Origin of the sequence: Paludibacter jiangxiensis, assembly GCF_001618385.1 — a bacterium.
Taxonomy (GTDB): domain Bacteria; phylum Bacteroidota; class Bacteroidia; order Bacteroidales; family Paludibacteraceae; genus Microbacter; species Microbacter jiangxiensis.
Map to the genome: position 1 here is coordinate 192,484 of NZ_BDCR01000001.1, position 16,781 is coordinate 209,264.

General features: G+C 44.4%; 15 protein-coding genes. 2 read left to right on the forward strand and 13 right to left on the reverse strand.

Annotated elements, in window-relative coordinates; all coding sequences use genetic code 11:
- The first annotated feature begins 5 nt into the window (after positions 1-5).
- The gene (locus PJIAN_RS00695; RefSeq protein ID WP_153802437.1) at positions 6-641 is read left to right on the forward strand and encodes a hypothetical protein; all 636 of its coding nucleotides are present in this window, start codon (positions 6-8) and stop codon (positions 639-641) included.
- A 197-nt stretch (positions 642-838) separates the two neighbouring features.
- Positions 839-2,266: a transglutaminase-like domain-containing protein gene (locus PJIAN_RS00700; RefSeq protein ID WP_172795545.1), complete on the forward strand. Its 1,428-nt coding sequence runs from the start codon at positions 839-841 to the stop codon at positions 2,264-2,266.
- 64 nt (positions 2,267-2,330) lie between these two features.
- Here the strand turns inward: PJIAN_RS00700 and PJIAN_RS00705 are convergent, their stop codons facing one another.
- The 13 genes from PJIAN_RS00705 to PJIAN_RS00765 all read right to left on the reverse strand — a co-directional run bounded on the left by PJIAN_RS00705 (position 2,331) and on the right by PJIAN_RS00765 (position 16,746).
- The gene (locus PJIAN_RS00705; RefSeq protein WP_068701117.1) at positions 2,331-2,543 is read right to left on the reverse strand and encodes a hypothetical protein; all 213 of its coding nucleotides are present in this window, start codon (positions 2,541-2,543) and stop codon (positions 2,331-2,333) included.
- A 276-nt stretch (positions 2,544-2,819) separates the two neighbouring features.
- Positions 2,820-3,296, reverse strand: coding sequence for a DUF2147 domain-containing protein (locus PJIAN_RS00710; protein WP_068701118.1), 477 nt, complete (start codon positions 3,294-3,296; stop codon positions 2,820-2,822).
- Positions 3,297-3,335: 39 nt separating this feature from the next.
- Complete coding sequence (locus PJIAN_RS00715) at positions 3,336-4,586, reverse strand: Nramp family divalent metal transporter (protein ID WP_068701119.1); 1,251 nt, start codon at positions 4,584-4,586, stop codon at positions 3,336-3,338.
- A 90-nt stretch (positions 4,587-4,676) separates the two neighbouring features.
- Complete coding sequence (locus tag PJIAN_RS00720; protein WP_068701120.1) at positions 4,677-5,951, reverse strand: magnesium transporter; 1,275 nt, start codon at positions 5,949-5,951, stop codon at positions 4,677-4,679.
- 366 nt (positions 5,952-6,317) lie between these two features.
- On the reverse strand, positions 6,318-7,679 hold the full coding sequence (gene hemG, locus PJIAN_RS00725) for a protoporphyrinogen oxidase (RefSeq protein ID WP_068701121.1): 1,362 nt from the start codon (positions 7,677-7,679) through the stop codon (positions 6,318-6,320).
- Positions 7,679-9,055, reverse strand: coding sequence for an oxygen-independent coproporphyrinogen III oxidase (gene hemN / locus PJIAN_RS00730; protein WP_068701122.1), 1,377 nt, complete (start codon positions 9,053-9,055; stop codon positions 7,679-7,681). Before hemN ends, hemG begins: the two co-directional genes overlap by 1 nt.
- 4 nt (positions 9,056-9,059) lie before the next feature.
- Positions 9,060-10,091 (reverse strand): uroporphyrinogen decarboxylase, encoded by a 1,032-nt coding sequence (gene hemE, locus PJIAN_RS00735; RefSeq protein ID WP_068701123.1) that lies wholly within the window; start codon positions 10,089-10,091, stop codon positions 9,060-9,062.
- 256 nt (positions 10,092-10,347) lie between these two features.
- Positions 10,348-11,640, reverse strand: coding sequence for a glutamate-1-semialdehyde 2,1-aminomutase (gene hemL / locus PJIAN_RS00740; RefSeq protein ID WP_068701124.1), 1,293 nt, complete (start codon positions 11,638-11,640; stop codon positions 10,348-10,350).
- Between the two features lie 14 nt (positions 11,641-11,654).
- Entirely contained in the window at positions 11,655-12,638 is a 984-nt protein-coding gene (gene hemB / locus PJIAN_RS00745; protein ID WP_068701125.1) for a porphobilinogen synthase, read from the reverse strand.
- 32 nt (positions 12,639-12,670) lie between these two features.
- Entirely contained in the window at positions 12,671-13,426 is a 756-nt protein-coding gene (locus PJIAN_RS00750) for a uroporphyrinogen-III synthase (RefSeq protein WP_068701126.1), read from the reverse strand.
- Positions 13,427-13,441: 15 nt separating this feature from the next.
- Positions 13,442-14,380 carry a hydroxymethylbilane synthase gene (hemC, locus tag PJIAN_RS00755; RefSeq protein WP_068701127.1) on the reverse strand — a complete coding sequence of 313 codons (939 nt, stop codon included), beginning with the start codon at positions 14,378-14,380 and terminating at the stop codon, positions 13,442-13,444.
- Positions 14,370-15,647 carry a glutamyl-tRNA reductase gene (gene hemA, locus PJIAN_RS00760; RefSeq protein WP_068701128.1) on the reverse strand — a complete coding sequence of 426 codons (1,278 nt, stop codon included), beginning with the start codon at positions 15,645-15,647 and terminating at the stop codon, positions 14,370-14,372. Before hemA ends, hemC begins: the two co-directional genes overlap by 11 nt.
- Positions 15,648-15,738: 91 nt before the next feature.
- Positions 15,739-16,746 carry a DUF3667 domain-containing protein gene (locus PJIAN_RS00765; protein ID WP_068701129.1) on the reverse strand — a complete coding sequence of 336 codons (1,008 nt, stop codon included), beginning with the start codon at positions 16,744-16,746 and terminating at the stop codon, positions 15,739-15,741.
- Between the last annotated feature and the right edge of the window lie 35 nt (positions 16,747-16,781).

Genomic DNA, 16,781 nt, shown 5'->3' on the forward strand with positions numbered 1-16,781 from the left:
GTCAGTTGGATTCGCTTTATACCCCAAAACTGACCGGAGACATCTTTGTGGAAAAGAAATACGAAGGCTCTCCGTTCGTTACACCAGAATGGACCAAGAGTAGCATCGTGCTCAACACGGGAGATACGATTATTGGCGAGAAAATAAAATATAATGGTTATTTAGATGAAGTTATCTGGCTTAACCCAAGCAACTTCAAAAGATTCAAGTTAGACAAAGCAAACATTGCCGAATTCTGGATACAACCTGAAGGTGATCAATCAATACATTACAAACAAATATTCGTACCAATAGCATCTGACAATCAGAAAATATTTCTGGAAACAACCTATGAGGGAAATCTGGCTTTATATATTTATCGCAAAATTAAGCGTACAGGAATGGTAATTAAGAGAGATAATGACATCCTGTATGAACTCGAGATATTGACACCAAAAGATATTTATTTTTTCAAACTGCCGGATGGCAGATGGATGGAGATGCACAAATTACGCATGCGATATTTCTTAAAGTATTTTCCGGAACACAAAAAAGCAATCGTTCAATTAGCTAAAAAAAATCATTTGGATTTTAGCTCCGAGGATCAGTGTATTGAATTGACCCACTTAATAGACCAAGAAATTTTGACAACAAACAAATAAGCCCGAATCGTCCACCCAGCTTAATTGACATATTATACTAACTGACAAAAAACAGTGCATTAAAACACTCAGTTATTTGCAAAATCAATCCGACCGGGCATTTCCGTCCCGTTGTCTGCAAAATTTCATGTAACTTTGCAAAGTGAATTAAAAATCTATTCCACACTTACTTTCATTTCTGTTGATTAGCTATGTTGATGATGAATAAAAAGCTCTTATTTTCACTCTTATTTTGCTGCGTTACAACCGGACTTCTGCTTGCGAACAAATCCGAATTCACGAAGGCGGAACACTATTTCAATCATGGAGAATATTCCGAATTGAAACACTTTTCTGATTCTATACGACGCGCAAACCCGACTAACGAAGACGCTAGTAAAATTGACTCTTTGTGCGAAATTGCCTCCCGCATACAACTGGACTTCAGCCTATCCGAGCCAAAAACCGAAGCGCAAATCAGAACTAAAATCGGCAATTTCACCCTGAACGACAAAAAGCTTTGGGAGGAAAACAATTGGCTGGAATGCAAAATCATAGATGGGCAGAAACGTTACTTCAACCGCGCTGTCAGCAATCTGAAATTACGACTTAACCAATACAACGACAGTGCAAATCACCGACCCGCTCCTATTGATTCGCTTACTGCATTCAGACTGAGACACACGGCTCATGCCATAGCACAAACCACACAACCGGGATCACTTTCGTCTCCGGTTCATTACACACTTACATACACCGTCTCTGTCAAACCCGATGTTGTCCCTGCCGGAGAAACATTACGTTGCTGGCTGCCTTTTCCAAAAGAAAACCGAACCCGTCAAAGCAATGTACTGTTGCTCGAAGCTTCGAAAAAAGATTACAAAATAGCCCCCGATTCGTGCGGGCATCGCTCCATCTATATGGAAAAGAAAGCAGTCGCCAATAAACCCACTGAATTTAGAATCAAAGTATCTTACACCGGATCTGCCCAATATTTTGACTTAAACAAAACCCGAATTGCTCCCTACAAAAAGAAATCGGAGTTATACAAAAAATACACTGAACAACAAGGAAAGCACATTCTTTTCACCGCTCATATCAAATCTTTGGCCGACAAGATTGTAGGCAAAGAAAAACGCCCAGAAAAGATTGTACAGAAATTGTATGAATGGATTGATGGACATATCATTTGGTCTGGCGCGCTGGAATATTCCACCATGGACAACATTCCCGAATATGTGCTCGAACATCGCCGCGGTGATTGTGGCATGCAAACGCTTTTATTCATGACAATGGCGCGTTACAAAGGCATTCCTGTGAAATGGCAAAGCGGGTGGATGTTGCATCCCAACGAAGTAAATCTGCATGATTGGTGTGAAGTTTATTACGAAGGAGTAGGATGGGTGCCTCTCGACATGTCGTTTGGATTACAACCCAGCCACAATCACTCGGTGCGCTACTTCTATATGAGTGGCATGGATGCTTACAGATTGATTGTCAACGATGAAATTAGTGCGCCTTTCAATCCAGGAAAGAAATTCATGAGAAGTGAGCCTGTCGATTTCCAGAGAGGAGAAGTCGAATGGAATGGTGGAAATCTTTATTTCGACAAGTGGGACTATCACATGGACGTCGATTATCAATAACAGAAAAAGCCGGAACATGATTTTTCATGCATTCCGGCTTATTTTTTATATCATATCAGAACCGCTATGGTTTTTTCAGTTTTTTGTCCTCCTGAACAGTAGCAAATATTGAGAATACGGTAAAAATTGCAACGGCAGAAGCAGCTCCGACTATTAAATTCAACTTATCTTCCGGCTTATCCAATGGAAGAACAAAAAAGATTATCAACGCACAGATGCCTAAGATACCAAAGGCAAGTGCGATCTTCGATATAATTTTCCCTTTGACCGTTTTCATTTTCTCTGATTTTAGGTGTTAGTAAATTGCTCATTCCATATCGGCTATAGCCTGTCTCATCAGCAAAGCATAAAGCTTGTATATCCTACAATATGCCATTAACGGACATTGTTGTTTATCAATCAGAACACTACAAATATAAAGTGAAAAAATGCATTTGATTCAACTGTGCAGGAAAATTCAGCAGAACTTTTCAACAATATAAATCCGCACAAAAAAAGCGACAAATTCGCATGCTCAGAATTTGTCGCTTCAGTATATTTCTTTTTAAGTTACCTACCGGGAATTGGCTTCTTTGGTCCAATAGGCTGTTTTTCCCAGCCCCATCCAGGATGAACCGATAAATCCTCTGATTTTTAACTTAGAAGCGTTCTCAAATTTCATAAAACAGTTATACGTTTTCCCGTTTGCCGGGTTGTAGATCGATCCTTCGCTCCATTCGTCCTTCGAAGCATTATACACAAAGTTCTTCAACATCTGAAGTCCCAAAATTGGCTTGGTTTGCAATTGCTTATCCGGATTTTTAGCATCCAGCTTCGGCTTTCCATTATCTGTCGGAACTTTCAACCAAACTATCTGTCCGTAATATTTTCCATTAGCTGCTTTGAATATCTGCACCTGCGATTTTTCTTTGCCTGTTTCGTCATCGTACGTAAGGTAATACCCAACAATCCGATCTGCTTTCGATTGTGCCAACATTGAAGAAGACAGAGACAGAAACAAGACAAACGCTGTAATATATAGTTTACTCATATTCAATATTTTATTTTTTATTTCGACACAAAGATACAATTATTTATGAATCATCGGCATAATCAGCAACAACAATGACAAACTGATAAGTATTCCCACTGTTATCCAGCCAATTGCGTTCACCACCGGTTTATTGGTATGCTCGCCCATAATTTTTTTCTTATTAACCAACAAAATCATGCAGATAAGGACAACCGGCAATAGTATCGCATTGATAACCTGCGACCAAAGGGAAATTCCGATCAACGGAGCATTTGGCCATAATATAATACCAGCAGCCAACACAAGAATGACGGTATAGAGCGTATAAAACTCCTGCGCTTCGTTCCACTTCTTATCGATACCAGCTTCAAAACCAAATGCTTCGCAAACATAAAATGCAGTAGCAAGCGGAAGAATTGTTGCCGAAAAGATAGATGCAATAAACAGACCGAAAGCAAACAGTTGAGAAGCAAATTCGCCTGCCAGAGGTTTCAAAGCCATAGCCGCATCTTTTGCCTCGTTAATCACCACATTGTTGACATGCAGCGTAGATGCACAAGCCACAATAATAAAGAAAGCCACCACCACCGTTGCAATACAACCGATAACGATATCGGCAAGCACGTATTTATACTGTGTAATTTTCAGCCCTTTTTCGATTACGGTAGACTGCATATAAAACTGCATCCAGGGAGCAATGGTAGTACCAACAATACCCAACACCATGGTAAGTGTCTGGTTATCCGCTTTCATCTCCGGGTGAGCTATAGAGTGACCGATGGTTCCCCAATGCGGATGACCCAAAATTGCCGAAACCACATAGGTTAACAGAGAGACACTAAAAATCAGGAAAATCCGTTCGGCAATGGTGTAGGTGCCTTTCACCACCAGTATCCAGACAATAGCAGCCACCAGCGGTACCGAAATATATTTACTTACACCGAACACTTCAAGACTACCTGCCACACCGGCAAATTCGGTGGTAGTATTACCAATATCAGCCAGTAATAATCCCATAAAAATAAAGAAGGTAATTTTCACACCGGCATTTTCGCGAATCAGCGTAGCTAATCCTTTACCCGTAACGATTCCCATGCGGGCATTCATCTCCTGAATGACCACCAGGACTATGAAGGACGGAATCAGCGTCCACAGCAGATTATAACCATACACAGCACCGGCAACCGAATAAGTGGTGATGCCACCCGCATCGTTATCGACACTGCCGGTAATCAATCCCGGCCCCAGGACTGCCAAAAACAATCCTATCTTTTTGTATAAGTTCTGATTATATTTTTTGAAAACCATGAGTCTAATTTGAAAATAAATAAGCAGTTCAATTAGCACATTGGCATATTGACTAATTTTAGCTTCGCTGATCGTCGATTCAAATTGAGTTTACGTTGTTCTCCGTTTACCGAGCAAGTCGTCGATAATATCATCGACCACCACCATTCCTTCCAGTTCGTTATTATCGTTGGTAACAGGAACGGCCAGCAGGTTGTACTTGGACACCAGCTCCGAAAGAGAATCGAGCTTGTCGTAGTCGTTGACGCAATTCAGATTATCATCCATCACATCTTCCAACGGGGTTGTCGGATCGGAGATGAGCAAATCACGCATGGTAATCGTACCCACCAGTTCGTTATTCTTATCCAACACAAAGAGTCCATAAAGCGACTCCATATCAGGCTCTTCTTTACGAATAAAATCGAGCACTTCCGCTATTGTTTGATCTTCGGTGAAGGTGAGTACATCCGTGGTCATAATACTACCCACGGTACTATCAGGATATTCGAGCAAATCGCGCACCTCTTCGGAAGCCTCAGGCTCCATCTCATGCAGCAACTGTTCTGCTTTTTCGTCTTCCAGATAATCCATCAGGTCGGCAGCTTCGTTAGCCGGCATCTTTTCGAGTACATCGGCAGCTTTTTCGACCGGAAGGCTTTCGATGATATGAATCTGTTCCTTCACCTCGAGTTCTTCCAATACATCGGCAGCCTGTTCTTCGTCCAAAGACGAGAAAAGAGTAGTTTTGGAGGAACGACTCAAATCCTCAATAATATCGGCAAGGTCGGAAGGGTGAAGCGTATTGAGCTTGGAACGCGATTTCGAAAGCTGAATACTGAGAGTACTCAAATCAATAGCTTCCACATCGTCCCACAAAATAAACTTGGAAGGAATACGTCCGTTGAAAGGTAGCAAAATATACTTGATTACCTGATCAATGCCGATACGGCGAAGCAAACCTTCGGTTCCCACATCCACAGCAACAACAAAAACGCCTGCCGCAATGGCTACCATACGGATATCATTGACCCGAACCAGTTTACGGCCGGTAATATCCACAATTTGCTTATCAAGAATGCTGTCTTTCAGCAAAATTGCATCCGACAGATGATCGGATTGCACGTAAATCATTGACTGACATTGTACCTTGTAGCGTATTCCGAACTTTACAATTTGCAGATCGTTGAGAATAGCATCTTTCTTTTTGCCATCCACTTTCACGGCAAACCCAACTACCTGAGGGCGTTGTGATTCGTCGCTTTCGGGATCAACAACCGGAACGCGTACATATACGTCAGTGATTTTGCCCAGAATATTTTCACGGGCATCAAAAATTGGACAGCCTATCAAGCGGCTGAGATAAAATGTAGTTAAAGAAGTCATGAAAACCCTCCTTCTTTGTGCGGTGTCGAAGGAAGGCATGAACCGGCCTTCCCGCTAATCGCAGGTTAATACTTTTGTACTATTCGCCGGACCATCATCCATAATTGGTGAGTTTTAAAATTTCGTTGCAAAGGTAATTCTTTTTCTTTCAGAAGGTTTCCTGTTTTGTTTTTTTGTGACATTGCAGATCAACAATTTTTCCTGCTATTTTTCAGCATGTTACAAACACAAGACAAAATTCCTCAACATTAACAAAATAGCAAATTGGTATTTTACATACAAATACAAAAGAAAAAAATCCATCGGGAACACGACTTTATGGTCATCCCGATGGATTTTTTCTTTCAAATTGACAGCTATTCTATTTTACAACATTTCTGCTATCGTTTTTCCTTGTTTAATACGATCGGCCATACCGATACCATTACGGAGGTTCCCAGCCAGAATGAGACCCGGGTACTGTGCTTCGAGTTGTTCGATTGCCTCAAAACGTTCCTTGCTATCGGCCCGATATTGCGGAATAGCATGGGCGTGACGCATAATTTTGAAAAGATCGGGATTAAAATCGTCGAGTTCCAGCAAATCTTTGGCTTCACGTGCCACTAGTTCGCGAATCGCACTATCGTCCAGATCGCACAACTCCTGACGGCGTACGCCTCCAATAAAGATGGTAACCAATGCTCCATCTTTCGGCGCACGGTTTTCAAACAATGTTGACATGAACATAATACCAAGGATGTCGCGTTTTTCGCGGAACGGGATCAACGCCCCAAAGGCATCAAGCGGACGACCTTTCCATTGTTTGAACCCAAGCGCCACTTCAACAACCCGTGTATAATGAAGATTCTTAATTTTGTCGACCTGCGAAGTTGGTAAAAACGGGAAAAGTTCCGGCAGAGCATAAGCACCAGCGGTACTAACTATCTGTTTTGCCTGAATTTCAACCGGATTACCATCAGCATTAATTGCTTTCAGCAGATAACCGCCTTCGTTTTTTTCAACGAAAATATTCTGTAATCCAAGTAAAATACGATCTTTCCCGATTGACGATTGCAGCGCTTCCATCAAATTGGACAATCCGCCTTTGACAGAAAATATTTTCTTGGTCGCTTTTTGCATTTCAGGATCTTTCGGCTCTCTCATTTTCTTGACCGAACCTCCGATAAAACTACCGTAATTTTGCTCTAAATTGTAGAGTTTCGGCAAGGCGTATTTGGTAACCAATTGGGCAGGATCGCCGGCATACACACCCATAATAAAAGGATCAATGGCATAGTTCAGAAAGCTCTTACCCATGCGGCGTTTGACCATTTCGGCAAGCGTCTCATCGGGATTGGTTCCCGGCTTGCGGAAAGGTTCGCCCAACAGACGGAACTTATCGTACCAGCTGAACAATGGCGTGGTGATTCCCCCGATCAGTCCTGAAGGTAACGCAACCCATTTGCCATTTTTGAGTACATACCGTTTTTTCGAAAATTCATCCGGCACCTCATAGGTCATCTTATCTTTCAGATCTTCAAAAAGATCTGCCACTTCCGGTTGCGAAATCACACCGGTATTGGGTCCGGTTTCGTAAACAAAACCATTCTCTTTTTCGGTATTGATAACACCTCCGACATGATTCAGTTTCTCGACAACGATAAAGTTGCGATTCTTTTTTGCCAAATGGTGAGCACAGGTAAGCCCTGTGAGTCCGGCTCCAATTACAATAATATCAGTCTGTTGCATTATATCGTTTTTGAATATGTATTTTCTTTTACAGAAAGTTGGGGATCGAAAGTCATAGCAATGTTACGAACCACCAGCGAACCGTCGTCGTGAATACGAAGCTGATCGCCCTGTATTTCCAGCAATTCATCCTCAATGAAAGGCGTTAATTTAGCAGCATCGTATCCTACAACCTGCTTTATGGTAGCAACATCCGTTTTGTAGGTCTGAGCCACCGCTTCGAAATCGAGGAAAAGATTGCACATCACCTCTTCGATAACGGTACGGATAATCTTTTCATTTTCCGTAAGCTGATATCCTCTTTCCAACGCCAAGCCGCTATTATTCACACTTGCAATATAAGTCTCTATGACTTTCGTGTTTTGGTAATAGCCGTTTTCCAGTTGGGTGATGGCCGAAGAACCGAAGCCGTAGACCTGACCGGTAGTTTCGCGGGTGCAATATCCCTGGAAATTACGGTGCAATTTTTTGTTTACGAGCGCTTTCGTCAATTCATCTTCCGGTTTGGCATAATGATCCATACCGATGGGAACATAACCGTTTTCGGTCAGCAAATCGTAGGCCATTTCCATCAGCGCCAGCTTTTCGGAAGCATTCAGAATGCCTGTTTTTTCAAGCACTTTCTGGGCACTTTTCACCCAGGGAACATGCGCATACGAAAAGGTTACCAAGCGGTCGGGGCTTATTTCAATCGCTTTTTCGATACTTTTACGGAAACCATCGACCGTTTGTCCCGGCAGCCCGTAAATCAAATCGAGATTGACGCTGTCGAAACCGTTTTGTTTCATTCGGGCAACCAGCTCTTCCACCGGATGTTTCGAAGGCTCACGATTGACGATCTTCAAAACATTTGCATCAAAATCCTGAATACCAAGACTGAGACGATTGAATCCGAAAGAGGCCAATCGGTCAATATCTTCCAGTTCCAGATAAGCCGGACTGCACTCCATGGCAATTTCGGGATGCGATTCGAACGTAAAATTCGCCCGAAACAAATCCATCACCTCCTGCACCATTTCCAACGGAATAGAGTTTGGCGTTCCCCCACCCCAATGCACCTGCGACACCTTCCGGTTTTTGTCGATCAGGCCGGCCACATTTTCAATCTCTTTTTTGACGGCATCAATATACCTGCGAAACAGATCTTTATCTCTGCTCCCCGAAGTGGTACATCCACAAAAATGGCACAGTCGCGGGCAAAACGGAATATGCACATAAAGCGAGATATTTTGAGGCATCTCGCTGTTCGACTGCACAATAGCCTGTTGATACTCCGCATTACCAATGTTGGTGTGGAAGTAATTGGCAGGCGGATAGCTCGTATAACGGGGCCCCGCCTGATTGTATTTCAGAAGTAAATCTTTACGTATCTGCATGATGTTAATCTCTTTTCCAGTCGGCCGACTTGATCCAGTCAACGACAAATTTGGCATTTTCGAAGGGAGTGTTCGGCAGTACGCCGTGCCCGAGATTGAAAATCCACTTGTGTTCTTTACTGCCGAATGCTAGGTATTTCTCCAGTTCGCGACTGATGGCAGATTGATCGGCTGCCATAACGCGAGGATCCAGATTGCCCTGAACGCCGGTTTGCTCGCCAAGCATCTCCTTCGCGTCTTCGATCGACATTTGCCAATCGACACTAACAAAATCGAATCCTTCGTTTTTCAATACTTTCATGCCGTTGCCCAATCCTTTCGGGAAAAATATAACGGGCGTACCGGTAGCCTGAACAGCCTTCAGAATTTTCCGTACGTATGGTAAAACCACCTCGTTGTAAAGCGGATAAGGCAACATGCCTGCGTGAGTATCGAAAAGCTGAAATGCGCTAATGCCGTGTTTCACCTGATTGAGTGCATACTCGATGGAAAGATCGGTAATGGCCGAAAGCAATTTTTCGGTTGTCGCCCGATCGCGATAAATCATGTCGGCAGCTGCAGGAAACTGGTGATTAGAGCTGATGCCCTGCACCATGTAAAACAACGTGGTGAGTGGTGCGCCGCAAAAACCGATCAATGGTGTATCGGCAGGACGGGTAGCCATAATCACGTCAATGGCATCGTACACATGCTGCAATTTAGAAGGATCAGCATGCAGGGACGACACCGGATCTTTCTCATCCTTCAAAGGTGTTTCGAAACGTGGGCCATGGTCGGTAAATTCCAGTTTCATGCCCATTGCTTCGGGAATCACCAGAATATCAGAGAACAAAATGGCTGCATCCACACCCAAACGATAAACCGGTTGAAGCGTGACCTGTGCAGCCAGCTCCGGAGTGTTCATCATCTCGTGGAAACTATATTTTTCTCTCATCTTCAGGTACTCGGGAATAACTCTTCCCGCCTGACGCATAAACCACACCGGTGGACGCTCACGCTTTATGCCGTGGATTGTATCTAAGAAAATATTGGACATATTCCGTTTTGATTGAATTTTGAATAATTATCTATTGATCTTCAAAAGTGTACATATGCAATAGATCATGATTATATCCTGATGCAAAGGATTTTTTACCCCAAACCCCTTAAGGGGCTTTGAATCTGCTTGTATTTCCAAACCGAAAGTCCCCTTAAGGGGATATAGGGGTAGGAATAAAAGGCAGAACGTTCTATTTATTAAGTCCCAATTTTCTTTTGCTATTCAGGCAATATGCATGTAAAATAGTAGCATTCTACACCAGCTTCTTCATTGCTTCAAGGCTGGCCGCAATGCAACGATCGATATCTTCGTCGGTATGCGCCTGCGAAATAAACATGGCCTCGAACTGCGACGGTGCCTGATAGATTCCGCTGTCGAGCGAAGTTTTGAAATAATCGGCATATTTCTTCGTATCCGAAGTCATTGCTTCGTCGAATGAAGTCACCTGAGCACTTTCCGTAAAGAAGAGTGTCATCAGCGAACCCACACGATTGATGATTCCTTTTACACCCGTTTTCTCCAGATTGGCTTTCAAACCTTCTTCCAGACGTTTGGCTTTGCGTTCCAGTTCTTCATAGAAGCCCGGAGTCTCGTTCAACGTTTTCAGCATGGCAAGACCGGCAGCCATAGCCAATGGATTTCCGGACAGAGTACCGGCCTGATAAACCGGTCCGTTGGGAGCCAGCATATCCATAATTTCTTTCTTGCCTCCATAAGCACCTACAGGCAGACCACCACCTATAATTTTGCCCAGTGTGGTAAGGTCGGGAGTGACGCCGAAATATTCCTGCGCGCCGCCTTTTGCTAAACGAAAGCCGGTGATCACTTCATCGAAAATCAGCACAGCACCATATTCGGTAGTCAATTTGCGCAATCCTTCGAGGAATCCTTTTGCCGGAGGAACCACGCCCATGTTACCGGCAACCGGTTCCACAATCACAGCGGCAATATCGTCACCCTGTTCCACGAAAAGCTTTTCAACCGAAGCAAGGTCGTTGTAGGTAGCCACCAACGTATCCTGAGCAATGGCCGCAGTCACGCCCGGACTGTCGGGTAAACCGAGCGTAATGGCTCCCGAACCAGCTTTTATCAGAAAGCTGTCGGCATGACCGTGGTAATTACCGGCAAACTTGATGATTTTGCTGCGTTGTGTATAGCCGCGAGCCAGACGCAAAGCACTCATGGTCGCTTCCGTTCCCGAATTGACCATCCGCACCTTTTCAACAGAAGGAACCATTTTTACAATCAGTTCCGCCATTTCGGTTTCGAGCAACGTGGGTGCTCCGAAACTGGTGCCTTTCTGTGCCGTTTTGGTGATGGCTTCCAGAATGGTTTCGTTGGCATGACCAAGGATCAGCGGCCCCCACGACGATACGAAGTCGATGTATTCGTTGCCGTCGATATCTTTGATGCGGCACCCTTTGGCGCTTTCAATGATGACCGGATTGATGCCGACGCTTTTGAAAGCCCGTACAGGAGAATTCACCCCTCCGGGAATTACCTCTTTCGCCTTCGCAAAAGCCGCTGTACTTTTTTCGTAGTTCATTGAATATCGGTGAATTATTTATTTTCTCGTATCAGAATTTCGGCCATTTGAGCCGCATGGTAAGTGATGATGATGTCGGCACCGGCTCTTTTGATAGAGGTAAGAATCTCTTTTACAATGCGTTCTTCGTCAATCCAACCGTTGGCGGCAGCAGCCTTTACCATTGAAAATTCGCCGCTCACGTTATAAGCCACGATAGGCATATTGAACGTATCTTTCACACGACGAATCACATCGAGGTAGCTCAATGCCGGTTTTACCATCACCATGTCGGCTCCTTCGATAATGTCCTGTTCCACTTCGCGCAAAGCCTCGTTCGAGTTAGCCGGATCCATCTGGTAACTTGCGCGGTTACCGAATTTCGGAGCGCTTTCGGCAGCTTCGCGGAAAGGTCCGTAAAAAGCAGAAGCATATTTAGCCGAGTAAGCCATGATGGGTACATTGTAAAAGCCGTTTTTATCCAGTTCTTCACGAATTTTACCCACGCGACCGTCCATCATATCGCTCGGAGCAATAATGTCAGCGCCGGCTTCAGCCAGTGAAACCGATTGTTTGGCCAAGGTTTCGAGAGTCAGGTCGTTATGAACGTCGCCATCGACAATGGTACCGCAGTGACCGTGAGTGGTATACTCGCAATTACAGACATCGGCCACAATCATAATATCGCTGATTTCGGCCTTGATGGCGCGAATGGCCTGTTGAACGATTCCGTTGTGTTCGCAGGCAACCAGTCCGTGTTCGTCTTTGTGCTCGGGAATACCGAACAACAATACGGATTTAATGCCCAAAGCCACCAGTTTTTTACACTCTTCCACCAACAAATCGACAGAGAGTTGAGAGTTACCCGGCATGGAAGTAATCGGATTGCTTACATTTTTACCCGGACATACGAACAGCGGCATGATCAGATCATCCACCGACACTTTGGTTTCGCGAACCATATTACGGATTGTTTCAGTGCGTCTCATTCTTCTGAGGCGCGTTTGCGGAAAGGCCATAATTTCTTTGTTTTTTAATGTTCTCAATATCGTTAAAGCTGTCGTTCGGCAGCGAAATAATTTTCAATCGCGTGTATCAGTCCTTTTTTGCCCGATGTGGTAGCTTCCACACAAGGATGAATGCCTGCTTCGAGCAGGGCTTTCGTAGTGGACGGACCGATGGAGGCGGCTTTCAAATGCGCAAAATCAACCTTATTTTGAACCTGATGCACAAAACTCTTCACGCCCGAAGGGCTGGTAAACAAAATCAGGTCGTAATTCGCGGCTGCAATGCGTTGCATCGTTCCTGTCGGCACTTTGGCCACAAACTGAGTGTGATACACATCCAGACGTTCTGCAGTCACCACCTCATTCAAACGATCTTGCAAAACATCAGGAGCCAGATTGCCTGTAACAATCAATATTTTGTCTTCTTTTCGAAGGAGAGGAATCAGATCATCGAGTAGTTCCGCCCCGGTATTTCCCTGATTGACCAAATCGGCCGAATATCCCTGTTCTTGCAAAGCTTCGGCAGTACGAAGTCCGTAAACCGCTATCCTGAAAGGCAATTTTTCCGGTTTGGAGAGTTGGTCAAAAAAGCCGTCCACCCCGTTTTTACTGGTAAAAATCAGCCATTGGAAAGCTCCGCCTTGAATTATTCCACGGAGTAAAACCTTATCGATCGCAATCGGTTTGATCTCAATCAGAGGCATCGGCACAACGGTGGCATTCAGTTTGCACAGTGCTTCGGCAATCTGATCGTCGGAAGCTTCCGGCCTGGTATTGATGATAATCTTCCCGTTCAGCATCCGTCCGTTTTTAAGTTAGATGCAACTGTTTTTCCTGATATCGTCGAGTATCTCTTTTGCTCCCTGCTCTGCCATTTGCCCCGATATTTCGAGTGCAATTGCCCGGGCATCTTTCAATGATCCCTTTTTTGACAGCCGGATGATTTTCTCGCCTTTCAGATCAGAGACGAACCCTGTAAAGACGATTTCATCGCCCGAAACCTCCGAATAGCAGCCGATCGGCACCTGACAACCTCCATCCATTGCTTTGAGAAAAGCTCTTTCAGCAAGAGCAACCTGCATGGTTGGCTGATGGTTAATGCCGTTCATAACGGTTGCAATTTGTTCATCGTCTGCCCGCGTTTCTATTGCAATAATTCCCTGGCTTACTGCCGGAATAATATTTGCAGGATCAATAATTTCGGTGATTCTTTCATCGAGATTCAGGCGTTGCAGGCCCGCTGCCGCCATAATCATCGCGTCGCAGTAGCCGTTGTCCATTTTGCTGAGGCGGGTATTGACATTTCCGCGTATATCGACAATCTTAAAATCCGGGTTATACGCCAAAAGTTGAGCTTTACGGCGCAGACTGGAAGTGGCAATCACGTCACCGGCGCCAAGCTCTTTCAGGGTTTTACCGTTTTTGCTTACCAGAGCATCGCGCACTTCGGCTCTTGGAAGTACGGCTCCGAGTTGCAATCCTTCTGGGAAAAACGTGGGTAGATCCTTGAGGCTGTGAACCGCCATATCCACTTCATTGCCCAGCAAAGCGACTTCCAGTTCTTTTGTAAAAAGTCCTTTGTCACCGATTTTCGAAAGCGCAACATCCAGAATTTTATCGCCTTTGGTGTGGATAATCACAATTTCGGCCTGCAAATCGGGAAAATTAGTTTCGATGCTCAATTTCACCTGATTGGCCTGATAAAGTGCCAGAGCGCTTCCGCGGGTTCCTATCCTGACGATATTATTTTTCATTTGCTGCAATTAGTTCAAAAAGACTGTCTAACAGTTGTATGTGTTCGGTATTTTTGCCGTTGTCGGTAAGTTCCTTGAGGTTTTTAATGATCAGTCCGGAGAATTTGTCGACCATGTGTGAACTGTAGTAATCGACCATCCTGATCTCCGATTCATTCATGCATTTCCGGTAATTTTTGAATTCGGATGCGTGAATCTGGCGGAAATTTTCCTTGATGCGGCGAATAGTCGGCGAAAGGCTCAACAGGTCGAGCCAGTCCATAAATTCGCTCACCAGCGTGGCAATAATTTCCTGCGCTTTGATGATTTCGGCTTTCCGTTTTTCAAGCGTTTCGTGAATCACCACAGCGGTATTATCGACATCATAAAGGGTTACATGTTCCATATCACCTACCTCCTGCGACACGTTGCGCGGCACCGAAAGGTCGAAGATGGTGACCGGACGGTTATTTCTCAGAGGCATCACCTCGTCTATCATTTTGGTAGTGATAAGCGGGGTTGTGGAGGTGGTAGCCAGCATGATAATGTCGCATTTGGCCACGTACTCCTTCATTTTGTTCAGAGGAACGGCGGTAGCGTGAAATTCGGCAGCCAGCTCTTCGGCTTTGGTATAGGTGCGGTTGATCACAAAAAGGTTTTTGCACCCTTTTTCCACCAAACTCATCATCGATAGGCGGCCGGTTTGTCCTGCACCAATCAGCAGGATGGAGCGAGAATCGATGTCGCTATACTGCCGGGTAGCCAGCGAAACGGCAGCCGAACTTACCGAAGCGTATCCTTCGTTAATATGCGTTTCGGTGCGCACTCGTTTTCCGGCATTCAACGCACTGTTGAACAGGCGTGTAAGTACCGGACCGGCGCAATGGGTGCGTTCACTGATGGTATATGCGCTTTTGATCTGACCAACAATTTGATCTTCGCCCAGCACCATCGAGTCGATACCTGAAGCCACCGTAAAAATATGCTTTACGGTTTCGATTCCGCTATAATGATAGAAATGTTTTCTGACAGAAGAATCCAGTTTTTTGAACTCAAAAAGGCGGTTATAAAGAATTTCGCACCCTTCTGCCGACTGGATATTTTTGAAGTGATAGTATATTTCAACGCGGTTACAGGTCGACAAAACAATAATTCCTGCAAAAGATTCGGATTTCTTTAGATTCTTAACAAACTCTTCTATCTCCTCTTCGGTAAACGATACCGTTTCCCTGACTTGCACAGGAGCAGATTTATAATTCAAACCGATAACTCCAATCATCCTTTTCATTAGCCTGTAACTTACTTCGCGGTGAATTTATATGCAAAGAAACAGAAAAATCAGCAAACAGGGTATCCCCATTTAAAGGGATACATAAATGTTAAATAAAGCTGATTACGACTCCAAAAATAACGACGACCAGCAACGAAACGGAATAGAGAAAACCGGCACTCAACACCTTGCTGGTAGTTCTGACCCATCCCGTTCCATACACGTTACGGGCACACAACCAGCCATAAACCAGCGTAATCAAAAACGGCCACCACAACGAAACGGAGAACAATGCAGATAGCAGCATGTATAATGTCAATACGAGGAATACAATGCAGTGAATATGAATAGAAAACACGAGATGCTCGGTGTAGTACATCCTGCTACGCCGGAAAAGCAGCCACAGGAAGAGGGCAAAAAGCGGCATCAGGAAAAACATCAGGGTAGAGATCGTCTTTTGCAGTTTGTGTTTGAATTCTTCGAAAGAGAAATGACCGGTATTGATTTTCACAAGATTGCGTTGGAAATTGCGGTTATACCAGGTTACATCCCGTTTAGATGCAGCCAGATATTGATCAATCAGCTCATTATCGGGCACCGGAGTATGTCGTATAGAATCGAAAAGCGCCTTGGTTTGGGCATTGCGCTGATGACCCACATAAGGTGAAAGTGCTTTATCCACAGCATCTGTAGAATCGACGCTATCTTCCACCAATTCCTGCGAAGATCCAAGATTCAAGTTATTGATTTTGACCTCTGACTGCTCCTTTTTATCGGATTTGCTAGTCTTTTTTGGACCTTCCGGCAACACCGCCAACAGAAAGAAAAAGATGAAACTGATGAAGATGTAAAGACGCATCGGAGGAACGTAGCGCGCCCGTTTATTTTGGTTGTAGTTGGTGGTAATTCGACCGGGATGTACCAGCAAATCACGCAAAGTCGCCAACATTTTTGTGTCGAAATGGAATGCACTTTCGAGGTATTCCATCACAAAATGTTTTACCGGAAGCTTATGCGTGTGGTTTTCCTGCCCGCAGTTGGGACAAAAGTTGTCGGTTTCGTCAAATTCGTAGTCACAGTTAGGACAAATCTGTTGCTTAATCCGGTTCTTTGCCATATTTGCATATTTTTACGCAAAGATACGAATTTTCC